This is a genomic window from Maribellus mangrovi, from assembly GCF_037646455.1.
In the GTDB taxonomy this organism is placed as follows: domain Bacteria; phylum Bacteroidota; class Bacteroidia; order Bacteroidales; family Prolixibacteraceae; genus Draconibacterium; species Draconibacterium mangrovi_A.
The window spans coordinates 362,649-388,518 of the sequence record NZ_JBBIXN010000002.1 but is presented as its reverse complement, the minus strand read 5'-3'; the positions used below and the strand labels follow the sequence as shown (position 1 = coordinate 388,518).

Annotated in this window: 14 protein-coding genes; 8 read left to right on the top strand and 6 right to left on the bottom strand. The window is 40.4% G+C overall.

Annotated features, from left to right (window positions below):
* Positions 1-23 precede the first annotated feature (23 nt).
* On the top strand, positions 24-2,228 hold the full coding sequence (locus WFY05_RS09520; protein ID WP_340112589.1) for a serine hydrolase: 2,205 nt from the start codon (positions 24-26) through the stop codon (positions 2,226-2,228).
* 64 nt (positions 2,229-2,292) lie between these two features.
* Here the strand turns inward: WFY05_RS09520 and WFY05_RS09515 are convergent, their stop codons facing one another.
* The 4 genes from WFY05_RS09515 to WFY05_RS09500 are packed head-to-tail and all read right to left on the bottom strand — an operon-like array spanning position 2,293 to position 4,695.
* Positions 2,293-3,015, bottom strand: a complete 723-nt coding sequence (locus WFY05_RS09515; protein WP_340112588.1) for a HesA/MoeB/ThiF family protein — start codon at positions 3,013-3,015, stop codon at positions 2,293-2,295.
* A complete protein-coding gene (locus WFY05_RS09510; RefSeq protein ID WP_340112587.1) occupies positions 2,999-3,454 on the bottom strand; it encodes a molybdenum cofactor biosynthesis protein MoaE in 456 nt (151 codons plus the stop codon). Before WFY05_RS09510 ends, WFY05_RS09515 begins: the two co-directional genes overlap by 17 nt.
* Before the next feature lie 12 nt (positions 3,455-3,466).
* Positions 3,467-3,718, bottom strand: a complete 252-nt coding sequence (locus WFY05_RS09505; RefSeq protein ID WP_340112586.1) for a MoaD/ThiS family protein — start codon at positions 3,716-3,718, stop codon at positions 3,467-3,469.
* A 2-nt stretch (positions 3,719-3,720) separates the two neighbouring features.
* A complete protein-coding gene (locus WFY05_RS09500; RefSeq protein WP_340112585.1) occupies positions 3,721-4,695 on the bottom strand; it encodes a GTP 3',8-cyclase MoaA in 975 nt (324 codons plus the stop codon).
* Between the two features lie 324 nt (positions 4,696-5,019).
* Here WFY05_RS09500 and WFY05_RS09495 point away from each other — a divergent pair, with 324 nt between their 5' ends.
* The 7 genes from WFY05_RS09495 (at position 5,020) to WFY05_RS09465 (ending at position 23,235) form a co-directional block, all read left to right on the top strand.
* Entirely contained in the window at positions 5,020-11,829 is a 6,810-nt protein-coding gene (locus WFY05_RS09495) for a LamG-like jellyroll fold domain-containing protein (RefSeq protein WP_340112584.1), read from the top strand.
* Positions 11,830-12,239: 410 nt separating this feature from the next.
* Positions 12,240-14,066, top strand: coding sequence for an NPCBM/NEW2 domain-containing protein (locus WFY05_RS09490; RefSeq protein ID WP_340112583.1), 1,827 nt, complete (start codon positions 12,240-12,242; stop codon positions 14,064-14,066).
* A gap of 22 nt (positions 14,067-14,088) precedes the next feature.
* Positions 14,089-15,078: a glycoside hydrolase family 43 protein gene (locus WFY05_RS09485; RefSeq protein ID WP_340112582.1), complete on the top strand. Its 990-nt coding sequence runs from the start codon at positions 14,089-14,091 to the stop codon at positions 15,076-15,078.
* Between the two features lie 62 nt (positions 15,079-15,140).
* The gene (locus WFY05_RS09480; protein WP_340112581.1) at positions 15,141-16,112 is read left to right on the top strand and encodes a glycoside hydrolase family 43 protein; all 972 of its coding nucleotides are present in this window, start codon (positions 15,141-15,143) and stop codon (positions 16,110-16,112) included.
* A 425-nt stretch (positions 16,113-16,537) separates the two neighbouring features.
* Positions 16,538-18,838 (top strand): alpha-L-rhamnosidase-related protein, encoded by a 2,301-nt coding sequence (locus WFY05_RS09475; RefSeq protein WP_340112580.1) that lies wholly within the window; start codon positions 16,538-16,540, stop codon positions 18,836-18,838.
* 493 nt (positions 18,839-19,331) lie between these two features.
* Positions 19,332-20,777 (top strand): sulfatase family protein, encoded by a 1,446-nt coding sequence (locus WFY05_RS09470; RefSeq protein ID WP_340112579.1) that lies wholly within the window; start codon positions 19,332-19,334, stop codon positions 20,775-20,777.
* 34 nt (positions 20,778-20,811) lie between these two features.
* Positions 20,812-23,235: a family 78 glycoside hydrolase catalytic domain gene (locus tag WFY05_RS09465; protein ID WP_340112578.1), complete on the top strand. Its 2,424-nt coding sequence runs from the start codon at positions 20,812-20,814 to the stop codon at positions 23,233-23,235.
* Positions 23,236-23,316: 81 nt separating this feature from the next.
* On the opposite strand, the gene WFY05_RS09460 is transcribed toward WFY05_RS09465, so the two are convergent.
* Together WFY05_RS09460 and WFY05_RS09455 are read right to left on the bottom strand one after the other, a co-directional pair.
* Positions 23,317-24,876 (bottom strand): L-serine ammonia-lyase, iron-sulfur-dependent, subunit alpha, encoded by a 1,560-nt coding sequence (locus tag WFY05_RS09460; RefSeq protein ID WP_340112577.1) that lies wholly within the window; start codon positions 24,874-24,876, stop codon positions 23,317-23,319.
* Positions 24,873-25,868 carry an ornithine cyclodeaminase family protein gene (locus tag WFY05_RS09455; protein WP_340112575.1) on the bottom strand — a complete coding sequence of 332 codons (996 nt, stop codon included), beginning with the start codon at positions 25,866-25,868 and terminating at the stop codon, positions 24,873-24,875. The genes WFY05_RS09460 and WFY05_RS09455 overlap by 4 nt, the downstream gene beginning before the upstream one ends.
* Positions 25,869-25,870 lie beyond the last annotated feature (2 nt).

The following is a 25,870-nucleotide window of genomic DNA, read 5'->3' as shown; positions in this document are numbered from 1 at the left end:
CGTAATTCATAAATACCAATGTCATGAAAAAAATTATTTTCACAATAATTGTTGGCTTATTTTCTTTACCCATGAGCCTTACGGGCCAGATTATAAATGATTATTTAAACAGCGATCAAAAAAAACAAACCGTTAATGAATACAATGGTGTTGAAGAGGATTTTAAAAAGCTGAAGAATCTTTGGGGTAAATCCACGTTAAATTCAGATTTTGATTCGATTCTGAGTGAATTGTTACAGTATGCTTTGGACTCAACAATGGCAGTTCACAATATTATTGGAGCTTCGGCTAGTTTGATATTGCCAGAAAAGGGTACCTGGAAAGGAGTTTACGGAATGTCTAATCCATCAACTAAAGATAGTATTAAATCAGACATGTTATTTGGAATTGGTAGCTGCACAAAAATCTATGTTGCGGCAGTTCTGTTAAAATTGGCTGAAAAAGGATTATTATCACTTGACGATTCTTTACATCATTGGTTACCTGCATACGAGAATATCGATAGTACTGTTACCATCCGCCAATTGTTAGGCCACAGAAGTGGTGTTAATGACTATCTCAATGAAAATCCTGCTACTTGGAATGCTCTTATAAGTGATTTTTCAGCCTATTGGTCCCCGGAAAAGATACTTTCTTATGTACTACCTGAAAATTTTCCACCTGGTACATTGGGGAGATATTCCAATACAGGTTACATTTTAGCCGGTATGATAATTAAAGCAGCAACGGGTGATACAAGTTTTACCCAAACATTGCATAGTGAAATTTTAGATCCGCTTAATCTTACATATACAATGGTCGATATTGAAGAACCGCTAGTGGCAGACTTAGCTCATGGTTGGTTTGATTACGATGAGGATAAAATTCGGGAAGATGTATTTGAACACCCTAGAACTGCATTTTGGAGCGGTTACTGGACAGCAGGTGCGATTTTAGCAACTGCCAAAGACCTTTGTGATTTTACTTGGCATAATTACCGAGGTGATATTTTGAATCAAACATCATTGGAGGCGATGTTTGATTTTAAACCAGTACAAATTAGTTATAACTGGGAAGATTATGGATTAGGTGTAGTCAAACAGAATATGTTAGGTGAAGAAATTTATTGTCATAGCGGCAATGCAGGGTGGTATTCAGCATTCACAACATACTTTCCAAAATATGATATAAGCATTTCAGTTTTAGTGAATCAGGAACCCGTTGACCTTGTCCCTCCGAATTTTGGATCAAGGTATGCAGCCATTGAGTTATTTAGGGTGATATTGGAATACTTTAAGTTCCCATACGATAAAGTGTATCCATATAATTCAGTTTCAAAAACCCATAATATAACAGGATCGCACTTCCAGGCAAAAGTTCACTTGAATAATCCCAACAATCACTCTGTCGAGCTTTGGGCATATTTAATCAATAAAACTGATGGAACTATTGCAGATTCTACCCAATTAGCACTCGCAGATTCAACCCTTTATGGCGGGTTTTTAAAGATACCTCTTTTGGAAGATAATTTCTCCTTGACCTATAAAAGTGTGGATCTAGTTAGCGGATACGTGCATACTCTTTCTGATGTGGACAATTTTACGACCAAAGGTCCGGTTGAATACCTGGCCTATCGTGTTGGCAATGATACAATCTTAAATCCTGAAACACACCCTGGGGACCGATTTAGCTTCCACCTTTTAATGTATAATGCAGGGAAATCATCCATTTTAAATGGGATTAAAATAAAAGCAAAAAGTCTGGATCCTGCCATTAATGTTTATCGGAATGAATCTGTTCCAATGAATATTGGGCCTTCAGAAACGACTTGGTTTCAGGCGGGACTTGGTATAATTGTCTCTGATACTGCTAAAACGGCTGAATACCCCATACAACTTGACATTTATAAAGATGACCAGCTGACCTGGATTGATACGATGTATCTCGCTGTGAATGATGGGACAGTCGATATCACTGAATTGCAGACATCATCAGTAAGTTTGCAGCAGAATTTCCCAAATCCTTTTACTCATTCATCCCACATAGTATATCAACTCCCAACACAAACTAAGGTACAACTTACCGTTTATGATGTTACAGGAAGAAGAGTGCGTACACTTGTTAATCAGCAACAACAAGGGGGATATCATCAGGAGCTTTTTGACGCATCCGGTTTGCAGAGTGGTATTTATATCTACGAATTAAGAACTGAGGAATCTGTTCAGAGCAGGCGAATGCTTAAGAATTGATAATCGTGTTTGAAATACATTACTTTATACATGGGCTATATCACCCGTATTCCAAACAATTTTATCATTTGGAGAACCTGATCAGATTGAATCGATTATGCTGAATGTTAAAAACCAGAAGCTTTCCACTCAAAACTTCACCGTATCCGGTAATGATTTTTATGATTTCGTTGGCCTGGAGCGTTCCTGCAACTCCCGGTAAAACACCAATCAGCCCGATCTCATTTTCAAGATAAGTTCCGTCTTTTGGTACAGCAGGAAAAAGATCGGAATAAACCGGCCCGTCTTCATAGTTGAACACACTAAGCTGAGCCTCGTAATTTAAGACCGATGCAAATGCCAGCGGCTTATTCAGTTTTGCTGACATCTTGCCAATAAGAGCCCTGGTTTGGTAGTTGTCGGTACAATCGGCAATAACATCGTAAGCACTAAACAGTTCTTCGGCGTTTGCTTTATTCAACCTAAAATTATAGCTGTCTATCTCAATTTCAGGATACAATGCATTCAGCTTTTTTGCGGCCAACTCCACTTTTTTTAGTCCAAGCTCGGCTGAAGTATACAGAATTTGCCGCTGAAGGTTTGAGACGCTTACATGATCATCATCCACAATACCTATCGTACCAATTCCCGCTGCTGCCAGGTAGATCAAAAGTGGACTTCCCAGTCCTCCAGCACCAATAACCAATACACGGGCATTTTTTAGTTTTAGTTGCCCTTCTTCGCCTATTTTAGCCAATGAAAGGTGACGTGTAAAACGCGAATAATCTTCTTTATTTAGCTTCTTCATGATGATGTTCGTGGTCATCAGTTACACAATCACAGTTTTGTCCCCACTCGCTTGTGCCATCGGTAAAAAACTCGTGTTTCCAGATGGGAACTTCATTTTTTACACGATCAATAATAAAGCGATTGGCAGCGTAAGCTTCCTTTCGGTGCCCCGATCCGGTAATGACAACAACGGCACAACCACTAATATCAACTTTGCCTAAACGATGCACGCAAACCGCATGGTTAAGGTTGAAACGGGCGATGGCTTCTTCCAAAATGTTTGCAATCATTTTGTTGGCCATAGGTTCATAGGCCTCGTATTCCAGATGAGTAACCGCCCGGCCTTTATTGTTGTCTCTTACCTCTCCGCTAAAAAGAACCACCGCACCGCTGTTCGGATTTCGGAATTCATCAAAAAGCTCGGCGTAGTTTATTTCTTCATATTGCAGGTGTTTCATATATCTTTCATTTTAACCTCCGCTTGAGGGAGGAATTAAAAACAGCATGTCGGCCGATTCTATTTTTTGTTCCGGCAAAACAAATTCTTCATTTACCGCAATTCGGCAACTCGATAGTACGTCTGTTGCTTCAGGTTTTGTGAGCTTCAGTTCATCGATAACTTTCGAATAAGTGGAATCAGTTTCCAAAGTAACTGAGGTTTCACTACCGAAATATTTCCGAAGACCGGCAAAACATACAATTTTGATGATTTGTTTATCCATATTTATCCTCCTATGTTTCTCATTGATAATTCGCTGCCATGAAACCGAACCGGCTGTTTCAGCAACAGCAATCCTTTCAGTTTTTCAGTTAGCTGATCTTTGTCGTGTAGATGAGGTGCCAATTTCTCACCATGAGCATTACTCAAACAACCATAAAAAATGCCGTTGCTATCCATTCTTAGCCTGTTGCAATCGTGGCAGAAAGGAGTGGACTCATTGGCAATTATTCCAAAGATCCCCCGATTCGATGTTCTCCAGTAATTGGCTGTTTCGGCATGTTTCCTCGGGAGCTTTTCGATTGCGTACTTCTCTTTAATGGTTTCGAGGATTTCAGCCTCCGAAAAGAAATGACCATTTTTTGATTCATAGAGATGTCCCATTTTCATTAATTCCAGGAATCGGATTTTAATGCCCAGTTCAGTCGCGTAATCCAGTAGTGGAATTATTTGCGAATCATTTTCACCGCGCATAATAACGGCATTCAGCTTTACATTTAATCCGGCTTTAACGGCTGCTTCGATGCCGGCAAACACCCTTGATGGATCAGGATGTCGAGAAATTCGTTTGAACAGTTCACGATCGATGGCATCTACCGAAATATTTACAGATTTTACTCCGGCTTCAGAGAGTTTAATGGCTTTCTCTTTCAGGTAATAAGCATTGGTGGTAAGTCGGATATCATTTATTCCGATACTCCTGATATTTTTAATTAATGTGTAAAGATCTCTGTACAATAGAGGTTCTCCGCCGGTTAACCTTATGCTTTTTAGTGGATTTAAGCTATGTATTTCAGAGATAATACGGTTGAATTCATCGGGAGTCAGTGGCTGTTCTTTGATTGAATTTGTAGAAAATACTGCAGGAATATCATTTGCATCTTCGCTTACACAATAAACACAAGAAAAATTACAGGTATTCAATAAACTAATCCTCAACTTCTCAAATCGACGTCCTATCCGATCTTCAATTTTCGTCATGCTTATTTAACTGATAAGCGAAATAATTGTTTTTGAGATTCGGATTTTTGAGTATTTATTTCCATCGGGATATCCGACTGACCGATGCTTAAAGATTTTTTTAAAATTGCATTTTCCCTTCAACCTAAGAAAAAGTCATTTTTACACTTATTCCTTGCAATTGATAAAAATTTACTTTTAATTTAATCAAATATTATCACGTTTATCTTCTTTGCTGAGAATGTAGTTTTCCTTTGCCGAGAAAATGAGCCTCGAAAGAGATTTGAGTCGATAATATTAAGCAAAATTTAACTACTCTTTATTTAACTACTTAAAACTAGACTTATGAAGAACAAAACTTTACTTCTTAGATTTTGTATGGGCACTTTGTTGCTCGGAGTGCTGACCTTATTCAGTACAAATGCATGGGCACAACCACCTACCTGGGATGCTCCCACTTATTACGGTGAAGTGCCTACCTCTGGTAATGCTTACTATATTTATAATGTAGGTGTAGAGGGATTTTTAACTGTTGGAGCTGATTATAATCAACATGCAACGGTTGCTCCTAAACCGAGATTAAATCAATCTGCGGTTATAGTTAGCTGGACGATGGATAACTCAACCGGGAAATGGACTTTTCAACGTACTCAAGATGGAAATCCAATTGCAAACCAATATATATTTTCTACAACCTGGGAAGGTGTAGGCCATTTGTTTTGCGATAATAATCCTGATAATCCAACTAATGAGAACATTCATTTTAATATGGTGGAAACCGATGCAGTAAATCATCATTTCACCATTCAGAATGAAGATACATGGGGAGGTTATGTTGCTGATCAATTTGTTGGAACAACGGCTGATGCAATTGAATACAGAGCGGGATACAGCAACAGGGTTGATTATGATATTACTTCAGCTGATGATTATATCAAATGGATCTTCATTTCACAGGCGAATTATGATCTTTATCAAGCCAAAGCAAAGTTGGACAGATACATGAATTATGCTATGGTGGTTGGTGGAGTTGACCTCACATCGTATATATCAGTTTATAACTCTGATGTAACCGCTGCTATTAATGCCGCTGCTGTTAATTTGAAGGCAGAACTGGGACCTATTGATGTTACCTCATCCATTACAAATCCAAGTTTTGAGAGTGGCTTTACAGGCTGGACAAATGGACTTCCATTTTACACCCAAGGTAACAATCCGAATGGTACAGGTATGTCCAAAGATGGTTCAACTTATGCAGAAAGATGGACCGGATCGGTTGGTTATCTGCCAAATGGATCTATTACACAAACCGTCACAGGCCTGACAAATGGTTTTTATAACCTTGAAATTAGTGGGCATGCAGTGCAACAAGCAGGTGCAAATCCAATGCATTCCGGTGCATATGTTTTTTGCGGAACTGATTCTACTGAAGTCACAGTTGGTGATAATTATGTTGTCGATATCGTTGAAGTTACAGATGGTTCGTTAACCTTTGGATATACGTTGGAGGGTACCACATATGTTAACTGGACGGGTTTTGACAATTTCAGGTTGTATTATTACCCACCGGCTGCTTCTAATGCAAGCTTATCAAGTATTACCTTGTCTGAAGGTAATCTGACTCCGGGTTTTGACTCGGGAACGACATCGTACTATATAATATTACCTAATGGTACAACAAGTGTAGATGTAGACGCTACAACTGTTAAGACCACTTCAACTATCTTATCAGGAACAGGATCAATCCCAGTAACAGATGGCGTTGGTTCAACTGATATTGTTGTGGAATCCGCTGATGGAACAACAAAAACTTATACACTGTTTTTTAAAATCCCTGAATTAATGCACTCTTATACTTTTGAAACAGATTTATCAGATGTTATAGGTGATGCAGATGGTACTGCAGTAGGTGGTGCATCTGTTTCCGGAGGAGCGTTAGTATTGGATGCCAACGGAGAATATGTTACTTTCTCAGGAGCATCACTTAATTTAAATTCGTATGATGCAATTACAACAGAATATTTCTTTCAGGCATCAACAACAGCAAATACCGCGTGGACCTGGACAAGTTACTTTGGAGGAAACGGAGGAAGCAATGCTTTCTATACCGCGTTAAGCCATTGGGGGAGAGAAATGCGTACAACCTACTCAGGACAAGAAATTGTTAGACGCGATGTTTACCATAATGATGGTAGTTTACACCATATTGTATCCATTTTAACCAAGGATTCTTTGTTGTTATACCGGGACGGTGTACGATATGACCAAAGGGCCATTAGTGGTGGATTTACAATTGATCAAGCACAAAACTATTTGGGAAAAGGATCCGATGCCTGGGGGGGAGATCCAACTTGGCAGGGATTGATTTATGAATTTAATATTTATGATGGGATTATGCATCCGGACTCAATTGCTGCGCATGCTGCAGCATTAATCGAATCAGATGCTAATTTGGCATCCCTTACCGTAAGTACGGGTACCTTGACTCCGGATTTTGAAAAATCTACCTTGCATTATGTTGTAGAAATTCCTCAGGGAACAGCAAGCGTAAATATTAGTGCAACACCGCTTGTTTTGGGTGCAACCGTAAGCGGTGAAGGAAACGTTGATGTTTCTGGTGGTTCAACATCTGCAGATGTCACGGTAACTTCAGTTAACGGACAATTTACTAAGACTTACACTGTTGACTTTGTCATTGAAGATCCAAATTGTTACACACAAAGTTATGACGATCTTGTTAATCTTATTGATGATCCCGAGATCACCGACGATTCTTATTATGGTGGCTGGGGTAATAGTAGTATCGTTTACGGTTTGGAAGCCTATTGCGGCATATCAGCAGGAAAGATTGACGGTAGCGAACTTTGCTGGCCAAACGGAGGTTCTCTGGATACAAAAGCGATCGATTGGCTTCCGAATACAACTTACCTGGTACGTGCCAAAGTAAAAACATATGGTACTTTCAACATGGGTGCAGCAAATATTTATGGAGATGCAGATGGAAACCTATCGGGGCAAGATTTGCTGGTTCCGGATACAAAAGGGGAATGGAGGACGTTTGAGGCTACTTTTACCACGAATGCATATCCAGGTTCAGGCGTTGTATACTTCAATAATTGCGGAAGTGCTAATGGTATGAAGGCCTATATCGACAACTGGGAGCTATATGACATAGAGAGTGATAACACCGAGTTAATATCGTTGACTTCTCCGCAAGGGAAAATTACCCCTGACGTTATGCCGGGAAGAGATGCCTATAATTTAAAATATTCGCTAGGAGTAGTAACCGACAGTATTGTTGAGATCAATGCAGTTCCGCGTTTTGAATCAGCTGTTGTTAAGGGAACTGGTGAATATAGGGTCGATGGAAGTGCTCTTCTTGTGAAGATAACTGTTAGATCCAGAAGTGGAAAATTAGGATCTTACTGGGTACAGGTTGAACCCAATTTCGACGATGTATCATTAACTTCATTGACAGCAAGTACAGGATTTCTCAAACCTGACTTCGATAGTGAGACTACGGAATATCAATTGATCGTACCATCAGGTACCGGGTCTGTTGATATCAGTGCTGAAACAGGCGATCCTGAGGCAAGTCTGACCGGAATTGGAACCTACACTTTGGTAAATGACAGCGCAACAGCCGAAGTGATTGTAGCTTCTAGGGATAGTACAAACTTCCGCACCTATTTGCTTAACATTGTTGCTACAGATTCATATTATACCTTGACTCACTCGTATACATTTGAAGATGGTACCTATAACCTTAGTACAGTATTTGACCAGGTTGGAACGCTTAACGGAACAATTGGTGGAAATAAAATTATCATTGCGGATGGCAAAGCAACTGTGTCAGGAGCTACATCAAATAGTGATGGATGGATTTCATTAGATGGTGCAAAATTAGCGCTTAATAAATATTCCGAAATTTCCATTGAAGCATTTTTAGAAACGGGTAATACACGAAATACAGGCTACACCATGTTAGCCTATTTCGGAACTTCAACACCGGGCAATGGTTGTTTCTGGATTCAGCCAACAAGAGGTGCTACCGAAACCAGAGTTGAAACAAATAACGGCACCACCACCATAAATGCTATAAAAAGCGGATATGAAGTAGACGACGGGCTGATACACCACCTTGTAGCTGTGCTTACAAGCGATGAGCTCATCTATTATCTCGATGGTGAAGTTCTAGCTGAGGCATCGACCCAAGGCGCCGATTTTATCAGCACAATTGGTACCGATGTTGCAAATATCTTCAGGGGTGTTAATGGCTGGAACGATCCGAATTATAATGTTTCGTTGCACGAATTCAATATTTACGAAGGTGCATTGGATGCCGATACCATTGCTCAACGAGCCAATGAGTTTTTGGGGCAAAGAGATGCAAGTTTAGCCTCTCTAACTGTTGATGCCGGAAAAATGAGTCCAACTTTTGATGCCGGTAAAACCAGCTATTTCGTTACCATTCCTGCCGGTGCTACCTCAATTAATGTAGAAGCAGTACCAAGTAATGCTAATGCAACGGTGGTTGGTACCGGAGCAGTTGATGTTTCATCTGGTAGTGCAATGGCAACCGTGGAAGTAACTTCTGAGGATGGATCTATCCATAAAACATATACTATTGAATTTAAACCAGCGGTTGAATTAAGTTTAAGGCACTCGTATACTTTTGAGGATGGAACAGCAGCTGATGTAATAGGTGATCTTGATGGTAATTTGAACGGAAGTAAAATTTCAATCGCAGATGGTAAATGTACTGTTTCAGGTGCAACTACACCAACAGACGGTTATATATCGCTTGATGCAGCCAAACTTGCATTGAATACATACGATGCTATTACGGTTGAAGCTTATATCGAATCATTTAATAATGCCAATACCAGCTATACCATGTTATGTTACTTCGGTAATAATACAGGTGGCAGTAAGAGTTTCTGGTTCCAACCTACAATTAGTGGAACTGGTTCAAGGGTTGCCGTTGACAATACCAATCCGAAAGCTGAATATGCAGTAGAGGTAGATGACGGTAATCTTCATCATGTTGTGGCAATATTAACCTTAGATGTATTAAAGTATTACTTAGATGGCGAACTGATTGCTGAAACAACAACAGGAGGAAACTATATTTCTACCATTGATAATGTAGTGGCCAATATCTTTAAAGGTCCTGACGGCTGGGGTGATCCAAACTATAATTGCTCACTCGATGAGTTCAATATTTACAATGGAGAAATGGATGCTGATTCTGTTGCAGAACGTGCCAATGACTATTTAGCATTGTCTAATTCAGAATTATCTGCTCTGACCGTGGACGGTACATCAGTTCCTGGTTTTGATCCGGGTACTTTAAGTTATGATGTGGAGGTAGCTGATGTTGCAGGTGCTGTAGTAGCAGCTGTAGCAAAATACGAGAGTTCAACGGTTGAGATTACACAAGCATCTGCTATTCCGGGAACTGCTACTGTTGTAGTTACCTCCGGCGACTCAAGTAGTACATCAACTTATACCATCAATTTCATGCAGGAACCAACATCTGTCGATGACGTAACAGATGATTACCTTGATAATCCGGGCTTCAATATTGAATGTAATTATCTTGCCGGTGCTGATTCTATAAATTTGGCCACCGACAATACCGGAGCGTCTTCAATGGAGATAACCGGCTGGTCAATGGGTGAAGGAACTGAATGGAGAGCTTCTGCCACGTTTGAGTGCGGATATACCGGCATGTTGAATGGTGGAATGATTCCATCTCTTGATTCTGAAGGAGAATCAGGAGAAGAAAAAGGTGTTTTGGGTATTCAAGCTTCATGGGGAGGTCATGTTACTTATTATCAGGAAGTGACTTTACCCGCCGGTACATATATCCTGAAAAATATGACCTATAATTCATCAGCCACTACGCAAGCAGGAAGCAGTCTGTTTGGTTGGGTACCCAATGAAGGTAGCATGATTTTGTCTTCTAAAGCTTCATTTGCATCAGGAGTATGGGAAAAAGATTCAGTTCAGTTTATCCTTACTGAAGAAACCACTGGAAAAATCCAGGTTGGTGTTCAGGCCATTGGTGCAGGATCCGGTGATAATGCAAAAGTGTTCTTCGACTACGTAAAACTATATAAAACAAATGCAAATAGTTTTGTTGTCGATACAGAGTCAATGAGCTTAGATGATGTTGACAATACAACAGCTGTGTTCAATATCACGGGAAGTGGTTCTGATTTTGAGGATGTCACATTTACCGTTCCAACAGGTTTAAGCCTGAGCGTTGACGGTGTGGAAGTGACAACCATAAGCGGAGCCGATGTGACTGCAGATGGAGGAGTAGATGTTACCGTAACTTTCGATGGCAGTGCAAATATACTTGATGGTGAAATTGTTATCATGAGTGGATCGCTTTCTGAATCTGTTTCGGTAGTTGCTTCTGCAGATATGCTTTGCTTCGAACCGCTGTTTACAGATCGTGAAAATCTTATTTCACATCCATTTATGAACAGCCTCGATTCATATACAGGCTGGGGGAACCGCACTATTTATACAGGTGAAGATGCTTATTGCGGTGCAAGTTGTTACTATGCCGACGGACAGGAGGTTTGCTGGCCTAACGGTGCTTCACTTGACTATGCTATAACCGGTATGAAGAGCGATACTTGGTACCGTCTCAAATTTATGGTAAAAACCGTTGATGGTTCGTTTACTATAAATACCAACGGATGGTATGTAAATGGTGAGCAAGAAAATGTAATGGAGATTAACACCGGTGGCGAATGGGCTGTGTTCGATACCACATTGCAGACCGGAACTTTGACCGGTGGTCAGAATTTGTACTTTAATAACTGTGAGGGAGCTACAGGTATGAAAGCATATCTGGATAATTACGAATTGTACGAAGTAGATGCTCCAACATCGGCAATTGACTGGAAAGAAGCTTCTATTAGGGTTTACCCGACCTACTCAAGTGGTGACTTTAAAGTGGAAACCAGCGGAAGTCGTGGCATGATTACCGTTTACAACCTGACAGGTAAACTGGTTCTTCAAAAGGAGATTGAGAATAACCTGGAAACTATTACAGTTCGTGACCGGGGTATGTACCTCCTGAAGGTTGAAAATCAGGAAACATTAAGAACTTTTAAAGTCTTTAAAACCAGATAATTTAATAGGTAGTTAATAAAAGGTTTTGTTTTAAAAGGGCTGTCGAAATTTGTTCGACAGCCCTTTTTATTCATGTATTAAAATGAAATCCAATAGTTGAACAGATTGCAAAAGATTGCGGTTTTTTCCTTTATCGTTGTGTTGCTGATTTACTGATTATTGTTTGCTGAGTTTGTATTAAGAGGAATCGGCCAATCAATGTACATTTGTTGCTTTTGAGTATTGAAGCACATTTATAAATAATGATGACTAAACCGACAACTAAACAACATCACCCGACTATAAATAACTTCCGTTTATTTCAGATTACTGCTTAATAAATCAATAGAAAAATATCAATGATGACTAAACGAAGACTTATACAGAATACTACGAGACGGAACCTTTTCTTACTTAGCATACTCGGTTTAATGCTTCCATTTTTTTGGGCATGTTCAAGTTCGAAAAAGCAGGATGAGTCCTCACTGGCAGAATTCAGGACCTGGGCACTTACACCTCCCATGGGCTGGAACAGCTGGGATTGCTTTGGCCCTTCGGTGGTGGAAGAGGAGGTAAAAGCAAATGCCGATTATATGGCTGCTAATCTAAAAGAATCCGGTTGGGAGTACATAGTCGTCGACATTCGCTGGTACGTCGATAACCAAACCACCGGGCATTACAATGCCTACAAGAATTCAACCTTTATAATTGATGAATATGGCCGTTATTTGCCTTCACCAAAGCGTTTCCCGTCAGCAGCAAACGGAGCCGGATTCAAACCACTGGCCGATTATATTCACGGGCTGGGTCTGAAATTTGGTATTCATATTATGAGGGGAGTGCCCAAAGAAGCCGTGTTTAACGAACTTCCAATAAAAGGAACAAGCTTTACGGCAGCCGACATTTATTCAACCGATCACGAATGTACCTGGCTGCAGGACAATTATACCATCGTGGCCGGCAAATCCGGTGCTCAGGAATATTACAATTCCATTTTCGATTTATATGCTTCCTGGGGAGTAGATTATGTAAAGGTCGACGATCTGTCGCGTCCTTATCACGACGATGAGATTGAAATGATCCGAAAAGCTATTGATCAAACCGGAAGACCTATCGTTTTCAGTATGTCTCCGGGAGCTACTCCGATAGATGAGCATGCACATGCGGCAGCAAATGCCAATATGTGGCGGACAATCGATGATTTTTGGGACAATTGGGCCCAACTGAATTATTCATTTGGGAAATGTGCCGAGTGGGCGCCCTATATTCAACCCGGAGCCTGGCCCGATGCCGATATGCTTCCGATGGGAAAATTCATCCGTGGAGAACGCGCTAGCAACCGTTATACCAACTTCACAGAAGATGAACAGTATACGCTGATGACGCTATGGACCATTTTCAAGTCACCTTTAATGTTTGGCGGAAACCTGCCCGATAATAATGATTTTACCAATACTTTGCTGACCAACGATGAAGTATTGGAGATGCATGCCAATTCCGTCAATAACAAAGAGTGGTATAACGAAAATGACCTGATTGCCTGGACGGCTGACGATCCTGAAAGCGGTGATAAGTTTCTGGCACTTTTTAACAGTGCCGGCGATGGCTTTGTAATAACAAAAGACTTGTTGTACCGGAGTGGAACTGTATCGCCGCTCACTGATGGATTTGGAGAAAACATTGATATTGAATTGCCCGCAGGCAGCGAACGTCTATATCTCATTGTAAATGATGGCGGAGACGGCTATGCTTACGATCATGCCAACTGGATAAATCCTGTGGTTTATCTCGATAACGGTGATTCCATCCAACTCACCGATATAGAATGGGAGTCAGCCGGAGCAGGGTGGGGAACCATTGGCCTGAATAAAAGTATTACCGGGAATCCGTTGAATGTGAAAGGGACAATTTATGAAAAGGGAATAGGGACACATTCACGATCCATTATAGTTTATACAATTCCGAAGAACAGTACACGCTTTAAGGCTTTTGCAGGTTTGGATATTGGCGGAACAGATCATCAGGGTGGTTCAACGGTGGAGTTCATGGTTTCTACTACCGACCCAACTCCAACCGAAGCCGACAAAAACGCTACAGTTTCCATCCCGGTAGACTTAAATGATTTAGGATTCGGTGGGGAATGTAACATTCGCGATCTGTGGGAGAAGAAAGATGTTGGAATATTTTCCGGTTCCGGGTATACTTCAGTTGTGAATTATCACGGAGCAAAATTATATCGCATTTCAGAATCGAGATAGAACATAGTAATTTATAAAAGAAATGAATTTAAGGATTAAGAATTTAGTGAGAGGGATAGCAACTTTATTAGGTGTGTTTGCAGTTTTTACTGCTTACTGTCAATCAGATGGCGACAACTTGTACAACTTCGAATCAAATGGCAATCCGATTATTACGCACAAATATACAGCCGATCCTGCTGCCTGGGTAGAGCGCGATACGCTTTGGTTATATACCGGGCACGATTTTGCCGGAGGTCAAAAAGGCTATAAGCTGAAAGACTGGCTGGTTTTCTCAACCACCGATATGAAAAACTGGACAGAATACCCGGTGCCTTTAAAAATTAGCGATTTTTCGTGGGCAAAAAGCGGTGATGCTTATGCTGCACATGTTGTCGCGCGCAATGAAAAATATTACTGGTATGTAAGTACCAACTGGTCTGGAATCGGAGTGGCCGTATCAGATCGCCCCGAGGGCCCGTATAAGGATGCTCTGGGAAAACCGCTTTTGACAAATGACGATTGTTTCGATTCCCAACATTCATGGGCTTGTATCGATCCTGCAATATTCATTGATGATGACGGTCAGGCATGGATTTTCTGGGGAAACGGACAATGTTATTATGCCAAATTAAAGGAAAATATGATTGAGATTGATGGTGAAATCAAACGGATCAACTTTGAGGGTTTTGGGTTTACGGAAGCCCCATGGATACACAAGCACAATGGGAAATATTACCTGACTTACGCCAGTGGATTTCCCGAGAAGATCTCCTATGCCATGTCTGACAATGTGACCGGGCCTTGGGAATACAAAGGTATTCTGAATGAAATTGCGGGAAACAGCAATACTAATCACCAGGCAATTGTTGAATTCAAGGGCAATCCCTATTTTATTTACCACAACGGAGCGATACAAACTGACGGAAGTAGTTACAGCCGTTCGGTATGCATTGATCGTTTGTATTATAACGAAGATAATACCCTGAAAAGAGTGCAAATGACAACTGAAGGTGTACAAAAATTAAAATAAGGGGTGTACATTCGGGAATTTAATCTTCTGAATTCTTTATTGATCAAATCAAATCCAAAAAAATGAGCAAAGTATCTTTATTATTCGTTACAATTGTCACGATTTTTTTATTTACGAATTGTCAGGAAAAAACCACAGAGTACAGTGGTAATCCGCTATTTGAAGAGCCCTTAACTGCGGATCCCAGCGTTCTCGTATACAACGACACGCTTTACCTGTTTACCGGATCAGATGAAGTGCCTGTGGGCGAAGACGGATTTGTTATGAAAAAATGGTACGTGTTTTCCACGGCAGATATGGTCAACTGGACCAATCATGGTGTAAAGCTAAGTGTTAAAGATTTCGATTGGGCATCGCATAATGCTTTTGCCGGGCACTGCGTTGAAAATCACGGAAAATTTTGGTGGTATGTGCCGATGGTGTTAAAAGATACGACAGCGATTTTACACGAAGGATTTGGAATTGGCGTTGCAGTTGCCGATCACCCGCTGGGACCTTACAAAGATGCCTCCGGACAACCCATCATCTGCGACACAACAACTAATTCGATCGTTCTGAATATTGATCCGGCAGTTTATGTTGACGATGACGGGCAGGTATACATGTATTGGGGTTCGTGGAATGCTGCACGCTATGTGAAATTGAAAGATAACATGATTGAAACCGACGGGCCGGTTGAAACCGTTGAAGCCAAAAACTTCTTCGAAGCACCCTGGATACACAAGAAGGGTGAAACCTACTACCTCTCATACGCGGCGCACTATCCTTCTACCACCGAATATTCGACTTCTAAAAGCGTAACAGGTCCCTGGAAATATCAGGGTTTAATTAATGATACCATTACCAACTCACCAACAAACCATCAAGCTATTGTAACGTTCAAAGGACAGGACTACATTTTTTATCACAACGCCGGCACTCCAACGGGAGGACCTTTCCGTCGCAGCGTTTGTGTCGATAAACTGGAGTATGATGAGAACGGCAAAATTATAAAGGTCGAGCGTACTAAAACCGGCGTTCCTGCAATTGATTAAGCAAGAATACTGCAGAAGATATAAAATTTTTTTTCCGGAAGAATCAATTCCGCTGTTGTGTTAAGTTTAAGGCTCTGGATCGATAAATCTAACAAATATCAATGTTATGACACGATAATAGATTAAGGATAAAATTCTAACCTATCTTCATTAATCAGAAACATATGTCTAACCTTGTTTGATGTTACTTTTAGTCAATCCGTGATGTGATTTACTGACTTGTAAATTGGAGTTTTTTAGCGATAAAATATTGTCGTTTGGCAGATTCTGAACAATCATTTATGCGATTATTATTTAAATATAAGTAGATTAACAAACCAATGATAGAATTTCGAAAAACGATACAAAATATACTAAACAGGCAAGAAAATAACGTAACGCTAAAGCACTTATGTAAATTGTTTTGTTTTCAAATCTTAATACTGTTGGCCATACTGTCGGGTGGATTCTTCGCAAATGCACAGAGCAATTTGAATAAACCATGGAACGCTAATTGGATCTGGCAAGAAACAGATGGTCCCCGGGATACCTGGATGTGTTTTCGTAAAACAATTTCGCTGGATTCTGTTCCTTCAAAAGCAATAGCGCGTATTTCTGCCGATTCGAAATACTGGTTGTGGATTAACGGGGAACTTGTGGTTTTTGAAGGACAGTTAAAGCGAGACAGACTGAATGAAACGTATTATGATGAGGTAAATCTGGCTCCCTATCTAAAATCTGGTTCAAATTTAATAGCTGCTTTGGTTTGGTATTGGGGAAGAGAAGGATTTTCGCATCACGACGGCGGAAAGGGCGGATTATTATTTGAAGCTGATTTTAGCGAAACTCCCATATTTTCTGATTCAACCTGGAAAATAAAAAGACATTCAGCCTACGAACATTCAACAACCGGAGGACAACCCAATTTCAGGCTTTCCGTATGGAATGTCCGATTTAGGGCTACCAATAATACATTGGAAGGTTGGCAGTTGCCGGAATACGATGATTCTGATTGGAAACCTGCAGCTGAAAAAGGTGTTCCGCCCATGCTTCCCTGGAATGAAATGGTCAGGCGCCCCTTTCCGAAATGGAAAGATAGTGGATTGCAGGATTATACAAATTCGGCATCGCTTCCCGGTTCTGGAAATGACGGAATCGTTGAAGGCATTCTTCCTTATAATGCCCGTGTTTCAGCCTATCTTAAAGTTAAATCTCCGGCCGGCAAACTGATCAACATTCAGACAGATCAATACGATGGATGGTACGACTTTGGAGAAGGACCGGCTAACCGGGCTGAATACATCACAAAAGAAGGTATCCAGGAGTTTGAAACTTTGGTTTGGATGAGTGGAAATACAGTTAATTATACAATCCCCGAAGGAGTGGAGATTATATCACTAAAATATCGGGAGATTGGCTACCCGGCTGAATTCACCGGTGATTTTACATGTAATGATCCGTTTTATAATACACTTTGGAACATGGCCCGTCGAACTTTATACATCAACATGTTTGATAATTTCATGGATTGCCCGGATCGTGAACGCGCCTTGTGGTGGGGAGACGTTGTTAACCAAAGTGGAGAATGCTTTTATACACTCGACACCACATCCCATGCACTTATTCGAAAATCCATCAAGACCTTGGTTGACTGGCAGCGCGATGATAGTACGCTTTATTCTCCAACATCTACACTTTGGAGTGCCGAATTACCTCAGCAGATGTTGGCGAGTATCGGCTGGTATGGTTTCTGGAATTATTTCGTGAATACGAATGACAGTTCTACTATTCGGAATGCTTATCCTGCGGTTCGAAAATATTTGAGTATTTGGAAAATGGATGAGAATGGATTGGTGCAACATCGAAGAGGAGCATGGGATTGGGGCGACTGGGGAACCAATATCGATATCGCCATTCTCGACAACGCCTGGTACTACCTCGCCTTAAAAGCAGCTATACCAATGGCTACAATGAGTGGTTATGCAAAAGACACTGCTCAATACAGTTCACGAATGAATAGTATGGAAAATAATTTTAACCGGGTGTTCTGGAAAGAAGATGAACAACATTTTCGTTCGGACAATTTAGCTGTTCCCGACGACCGTGCGAATGCCATGGCAGTGCTTGCCGGCCTTGCTAAATCAGAGCAATATACAGGTGTTAATAAGGTGCTGAATGAACAAATCTTTGCCAGTCCGTATATGGAAAAATATGTGCTCGAGGCACTTTGCAGGATCGGTTCCGATTCGTTGGCGCTGGTAAGGATGAATGAGCGTTATACTGAGATGGTTGAAAGTAAATACAATACTTTATGGGAAGTTTGGAGTGGACTAAAAGAAGGTACCATCAATCACGGATGGAATGCACCCAATACGGTGTTGTCACAGAATATTGTTGGTATTTCTCCTGTTAAACCGGGATGGACTGTTTACGAAATTCTTCCAAAAATGGGAGGTTTGAAAAAAGTAAGCCAAACCGTACCTTCTGTTAAGGGTGATATAAAAGTTTATCACACCAAAGGACATACTAATTTTACTACTCGTTTGGAGTCTCCCAAAGGAACAAAAGCCATTGTTGGTATTCCACAACAGAAAGTTCGATCCATCAACATTAATGGCCATCAGATCTGGAATAATGGCAAAACTATTGCGAGTGTTCCGGGCGTATCTTCAAAAGGTGTAAAAAACGACTTTATTAAGTTCATGGTTGAACCCGGAATTTGGAAGATTGAAGCCACACTAGAGTAACAATTATTAAAACACTAATCACTCAACATAAAGGTATCTACGGAAAGATAAAAAGTAAGCCATTAACTATAACGACTTGCTTTCTATGCATTTATATTGAGAAAAACAGATGTTTTTTTTAATTCATCGTTCTGTTCTCGTCAGGTGAGTTCGTAGGCAATCTGGCGGATCGAAAAGTCTTTTATCCGGAGGATTTGCAATAGTTACTATAGTGGTTGACTATTATAAGGCAACAGTCTGTAAATTAGGTTGTTGGTTTTTTCTTGGCACCATATAAAGAAGTACTGAATACGATATATGAAAACATAACGATAATAATAATCGCTTAGTTCGCTGTATTGCTTTTTGTTTAAAACCACCTATTTTTATTTACTGTAATAATTCTTTCACGACAAAATTAAGTTACAAATCAAATGAAGAGCTTATTAAAAAATAAAGAGTTAATAATGAGAATTTTGATTGTTGTTTTACCCTAAAAATTGATAAGGATACGATGAAAATACGGATATTAAAACCCGATAATTCTCAGAAAAACAAAAGTATGAAGTCTGTTTTTACAATATCAGTAGTTTTATGCCTATTACTGGTTTTTGCATCATGTAACAAAACTGAAAAAAGAAAAACAACAAACAAGCCCAATATAATTTTTATTCTTACGGACGATCAGCGCTGGGATGCTCTTGGATTTGCCGGTAATTCTATCATTAAAACACCAAACATGGATAAACTGGCAGGCTCCGGTTTATATTTCAAAAATGCCTTTGTTACAACCCCAATTTGTGCTGCCAGCAGGGCATCGCTGTTTACCGGACTTTACGAGAGAACTCACGACTACACATTCACTCAGCCTCCAATAGACGATCAATACATGTATGAGAGCTATCCGTATTTATTAAAAAAGGCGGGATATAAGACAGGTTTTGTCGGAAAATTTGGTGTGAAAGTTAATGAAGGTATTGAAGATTCATTATTCGATTCGTTCATTGTTACTAACTACCCATATCTGAAAGATGTTGGCGGTGATAAAATGCATTTGGTTGATATCAACGGAAACTATGCCATCGATTTTATAAAATACAATAAAGATAATCCATTTTGCCTGTCCCTTTCCTTTTGGTCGCCACATGCCGATGATGGGGCAGAAGAACAATATTTCTGGCCTTCGTACTGTGACAGCATGTATGCTAATGCAGATATACCTGTTCCCGCAACAGCTGATCCCGCTTTTTTTGAGGCATTACCGGAATTTTTGAAAAAGACAATGAACAGGAAAAGATGGTACTGGCGCTACGATACTTCTGAAAAATTTCAGAAAATGGTAAAAGGATATTATAAAATGATCAGCGGTGTTGACAGTGTGATTGGCCGGATACAAACTGCTCTTAAAGAACAGGGACTGGATGACAATACCGTGATTATTCTTATGGGCGATAATGGTTATTTTCTGGGAGAAAGAGGATATGCAGGGAAGTGGCTGATGTACGAGCAATCTATTCGAGTGCCCCTGATAATTTTTGATCCAAGACTACCGGAGTCAGAACAAAGTAAAACATTTGATGAATTAGTGCTGAATATCGATGTCACGCCAACTATACTTGATCTCGCCGGTGTTGCTGTTCCCGACAGGTATCATGGTGAAAGCTTGAGCGCATTTTTCAATGGAAATGCTGAAAACTGGAGAACTTCCATTTTTTGCGAACACCTTTGGGCAACAAATCCATTAATTCCCAAAACTGAATGTTTCAGGAACAAAAACTGGAAGTTTATAAGGTATGAGGCGCATCCTGATTTTGTGGAATTATACAATCTGAAAGAAGATGCGAATGAAGTCAATAACCTGGCCTTTCAATCGGAATATTCTGAGCTGGTGAACAATTTTCGACACAAGAGTGATTCCGTTTCGATGAGATTACTTTCGGATAGAATAAGTTCCAATTAAACTAACTTGCCTGACAAGATTGGAAATGGCCAAAATGAAATCATATACAATTCTATTTTTTCTGTTTGCTATATTATCCTGCAAACAACCTCCAGAACAAACTGACATCCCTGTTTTTGATAGAGGTGTGATAGCAGACTGGATTACGGATACACGAGAATTGCCGAAAAAAGATTCACTGTTCTACCTCGACCGGCCGACTCCACTATTTCGAAAGGAATTTGTACTGGGTGATGAAATAAAAAGTGCAACGCTTTTTATTACGGCTGCCGGCTATTACAAGGCCACTATAAACGGTCAGAAGATTGGAAAAAGTGTTCTTGATCCGGCATGGACAGATTACAGCAAACGGATTTATTATTCTGAATACGATGTTACATCATCACTGATTAAGGGAACCAATTGTTTGGGAGTTTCACTGGGTAACGGATTTTATAATCCACTTCCGCTTCGAAAATGGGGACGGAGAAATTTAAGAAATGATTTGAACAAAGTTGGGAAACCTGCTTTTATTGCAAAGCTTGTAATAAGCTACGAAAATGGGAAAACGCAAGAAATTGTATCCGATAATACCTGGAAATTTGCGTTAGGGCCACTTTTGCAAAACGATGTTTACATTGGCATTGTTTATGATGCCCGGAAAAAAATATCCGCTTGGAACTGGCCTGGATATGACGAAACTTCCTGGAACTTTGCACAAAAAACTGAAAGCCCCGGAGGAAAAATACAAAAAGCATTCTTTCCACCTGTGCAGATTGTAAAAGAGCTAACACCAGTAGAAATTTATTCACCTGTTACCGAAACGTTCATAGTGGATATGGGAGTTAATTTTACCGGAACCTACAAAATAAAATTATCGGGGAAAGTGGGCGATACCATTAAGTTTAGGTTTGGTGAAAGAGTATATGAAGATGGGACCCTGAATCCGATGACCACAGTTGCCGGACAAATTAAACGCAAAGGGGTGGGAGGCCCCGGTGCCCCGGATATAGCCTGGCAAACCGATAGTTATATTGTTGGAGATACCACAAATACCTGGTTTTCTCCGGAATTTACCTATCACACTTATCGGTACATGGAAATAAAGGGACTCAGCAAAAAGCCTAAAATTTCTGAGATCAAAGGATTGTTTATGCATTCAAATGTTTCTAATGAAAACAGTTTTTTCTGTTCTTCCGATCTTTTAAATTCGATTCAGGAAGCCACTGAACGAACATTTCTGGCGAACCTTGTAAGTGTTCAGTCCGATTGTCCGGCAAGAGAGAAATTTGGTTACGGTGGCGATTTGAATGCAACAAGCGAGTCGTTTATATACAATTTTGATATGCAGGCATTTTACCGCAAGACAATTTACGACTGGATTGATGCTATGAATGATTCCATTTTTGTTGATACTGCTCCATATACCGGAATAGAATATTGCGGAATCAGCTGGGAGTCAGCATTTCTTATTACTCAGTATTATCTCTATTTGTACTATGCTGATACAGATATAATTAAAGAACTTTATGAACTGGATAATAAGTGGATGGACAAAGTAGCTCGTATTCATCCGGATGGCATGGTTGATAAAGGGCTCAGCGATCATGAATCGTTGGAACCTGTACCGGAGCAATTGACGGGGACAGCTCATTATCTGCAATGTGCACGGATCATGCAAGTATTTGCCGGAATAATGGGGGACAAAGAAATGGAAGAGAAATATGAAAGGCTGGCTGAAAAGCTCAAAAGACTGATAAGGGCAGAATTTTGGGATAAGCCGGTTGTGGGGGAAATTAACGGACAAACATTGTATTCTACCCTACTTTATCACGGAATTATTCCTGAAACAGATTTGAGTGCTGCAGCGGATTCTTTGCTACTGGCAATTAATAATGGTCCTTCCGGCCATTTTAATACCGGGATTTTCGGAACAAAATATGTATTGGAAGTACTTTCACAATATGATAGCCCCGAAAAAGTATTTGAAATTGCAAACAGCACAGAATTTCCGGGCTGGGGATTTATGATTGATAAAGGGGCAACTACACTCTGGGAAACATGGAAAGAGAGTGAGAACACATATTCCAACTGCCATCCCATGTTTGGATCTGTAACAGAATGGTATTATCGTTGGCTTGGTGGAATCCGGCCCCAGGCTCAAAATCCGGGATTCAAAGTGTTCACTTTGGCTCCTGCAACTCCTGAAGGACTCGAGTTTGTAAACTGCGTCTATCATTCTCCCTTCGGAGAAATTGTATCGAACTGGCAAAAGATTGGCGAAAATTCTTATTTGTACGAAATGAAAATCCCGGCCGGAAGCAAAGCTGAGGTTAAACTAAATATTGCTAACTCTCAATCTATCTCAATCCAAAAAGAAGGAGTGAATTTTGATCATGAGAAAATTGAAGGTCTGGAGACCGGAAGATTTAACTTAAACGAGGGGAGCTACATCATTACAGTTTCAAACAGAAGTTGAAATTGTAAATGTTGTTTTGGTAAAAGATGCTCCAGTACAAGTACTGTAGGTTTTGAACAGCTTACTTTCGATTTAAATAATTTACTTTTTTGCAAGTTTCAGTTTCAGTTTAATCGCTTCCTCAGTAATTGCCAGTCCTCCTTTTCCTGTACATTTCACGCAATTTGGCATTGTTTTACTCACCCTGGAGACTGTTTTTATTACCTGGTCAAGCGGAATAACATAATCGTACCCGGACACGGACATTATGGCTGAAGCGTAAGCATTAACAGCAGCACTTATGTTTTTCCCAAGGCACGGTACCTCAACCCTGTCGGCTACAGGATCGCACACCAGACCAATCATGTTTTGAATGGCCATAGATGCAGCACCTATTGCCTGTTTTACTGTTCCTCCCAATAACTGAACGATTCCCGCCGCCGCCATTCCTGCAGCTGCTCCACATTCGACTTGACAACCATGTTCCTCGGCGGAAAATCCCGGTCCCTGAGCAAAATAAGCGCCTACAATTCCGGCGGCAAAGTAGGCTTTAATAAGTTCATCTTGGGAAGATCTCAGATTTTCAGAAATTGCTTTTAACGAACCCCCAACCGTTCCACAGGAGCCAGCCGTAGGCACAGCAACAATAACTTCCATAGAACTTTTGGACTCCATGATTGCCGATACGTTCGCGATTATCCTGTTTATTATCGAATCCTTTATTTTACCTTCTTTCTCTGCCTTTTCAATTAAATGCGACTGTTGCTGCAGTATCCGGTCCTTGAATGAGGTTCCAGCCAATCCGGTAGCAATACTTTTATGAATGATATGAATGATTTCCTCCATTTTCCTGATCAACTCCTGTTCGGGGGCTTCACTTATGCATTTTTCATAAATTAATCCCATGTCTCCCAGGTCAGCATTGTTTTCTTCGGCATAATCGATTAAAGACTGAACGGAGCTAAATGGCATCTCCGATTGTTTGCCGCCGATGACGGGCATTATTGGGTGTATAAGTGCAATCTCATCGACAGCCGGAAGTTGTTGAACTTGCCTTACCAATTCAGACGAAAAGGATTGCGAAGATTTTAATAGATATTTTATTTCCTCTTTTTTCTTTTCGGATGATATTTCAATACCTGAAGGGATAACGGTTTTTAATTCTTCTGACTGGTCCGGCTTATTTTTGGTGGAAATCAGCATGTAATATAAATCACCGCTTAATTGCACCTGAAAACCGTCAACAGACCGGATTTCAAAACTACCACCCCCAAGTGAAACAGCGATAATTTGTACTTTCTTTTGTGACTTTCCCCACAACGTTAGGCGCACTGTATTGGCATGGTTGGTTTCGAAGGAGCTGATCTTATATTCGATGGCTATTCTCTTTTCCTGAGCATAACCTTCAGTATCTTTCATTCGTTCATCGGTGATCTCCAGTCCCAAAAGACCGCCGTTCATTCCCATTGTTGTTCCTTGTTCGCGATAATTCGGTGCCCAGGCTCCTTCACGATCAAATTCAATAAGTGCCTTTTGTAAAGGTTCATTTAATATTTCAGTTCCGATTTTGCCTATTCGCCAGGAGGCTGCCGTATGTGAACTGGATGGTCCTCTCATTACAGGGCCAATCACATCGTTAAAAATACCGGGTAATTTTTTCATGATTCAAAAAGTTTAATTTCCTGTCCGAAATTCGTAATAAGTGAAGCATTGTAAATATCGGTTGCTACGGCATAATCCTGAATGGCAACTCCCACACTTTTGAATAGTGTAATCTCATCATCAGATTCCCGTCCTTTTATTTTATTTAAACAGAAATCTCCGATTTCCCCAACAATGTGTTTTTCCGAAATTATACCTTCCAATATAGGTTTTATCATATCACCACTTTCTTTCAGACAAGGTCTTGCCTGATCAACATAAACCTTGGCATCCCTGATTAAAAAGGGATCGATTTCCTGCATTTTTGGCTGAAATGATCCAATAGCATTTATGTGGACACCCATTTTAACTTCCTCTTTTTTAAATAGAGGTTTTGTGGAATTGGTTGCAGTACAAATTATATCGGCTTCAGACAATAGGGAAGTGTCTCTGCTAAATATCAGTTTCGGTTTCAATTTTTTTCCCATCTCTTCGATAAGTCTGCTTGCCCGGTTTTTGTTCTTATCAAAGACAAAAACTTTTTTAATGTTGCGTTCGCAAAGCACTGCTTCAAGCTGCGTTCGTCCCTGTGCACCGCAGCCGAATAGGGCCATTGTTTGGGCATCCTTTCGCGAAAAATAGCGGGTTGCCAGTCCGCTGGCAGCACCGGTTCGCAGGGCTGTGATGTACTCGCCATCCATTATCGAAAGGATTTCGCCACTCACCGAATCAACCACCAGAATAATTCCCTGAATAGTTGGAATCCCCTGTATGCAGCTTCTTTCGCGCTGGGTAATGATTTTAACAGCCACACGATTATCTTTTTCAACATGGGCAGGTTTAAACAACATCAAAAGTTGTTTTGAGGGAAGACTTGATACATAGCGTGCAGGTACAAAACTCTCGCCGGAAGATAAAGAAGTAAATGCCTGTTCCATGGCATCAATCGCTTTCTTCATGGAATAATTTTGTTTTATTTCAGCAGCTTTAATTATCCGAACAGGTTTTCTCATTA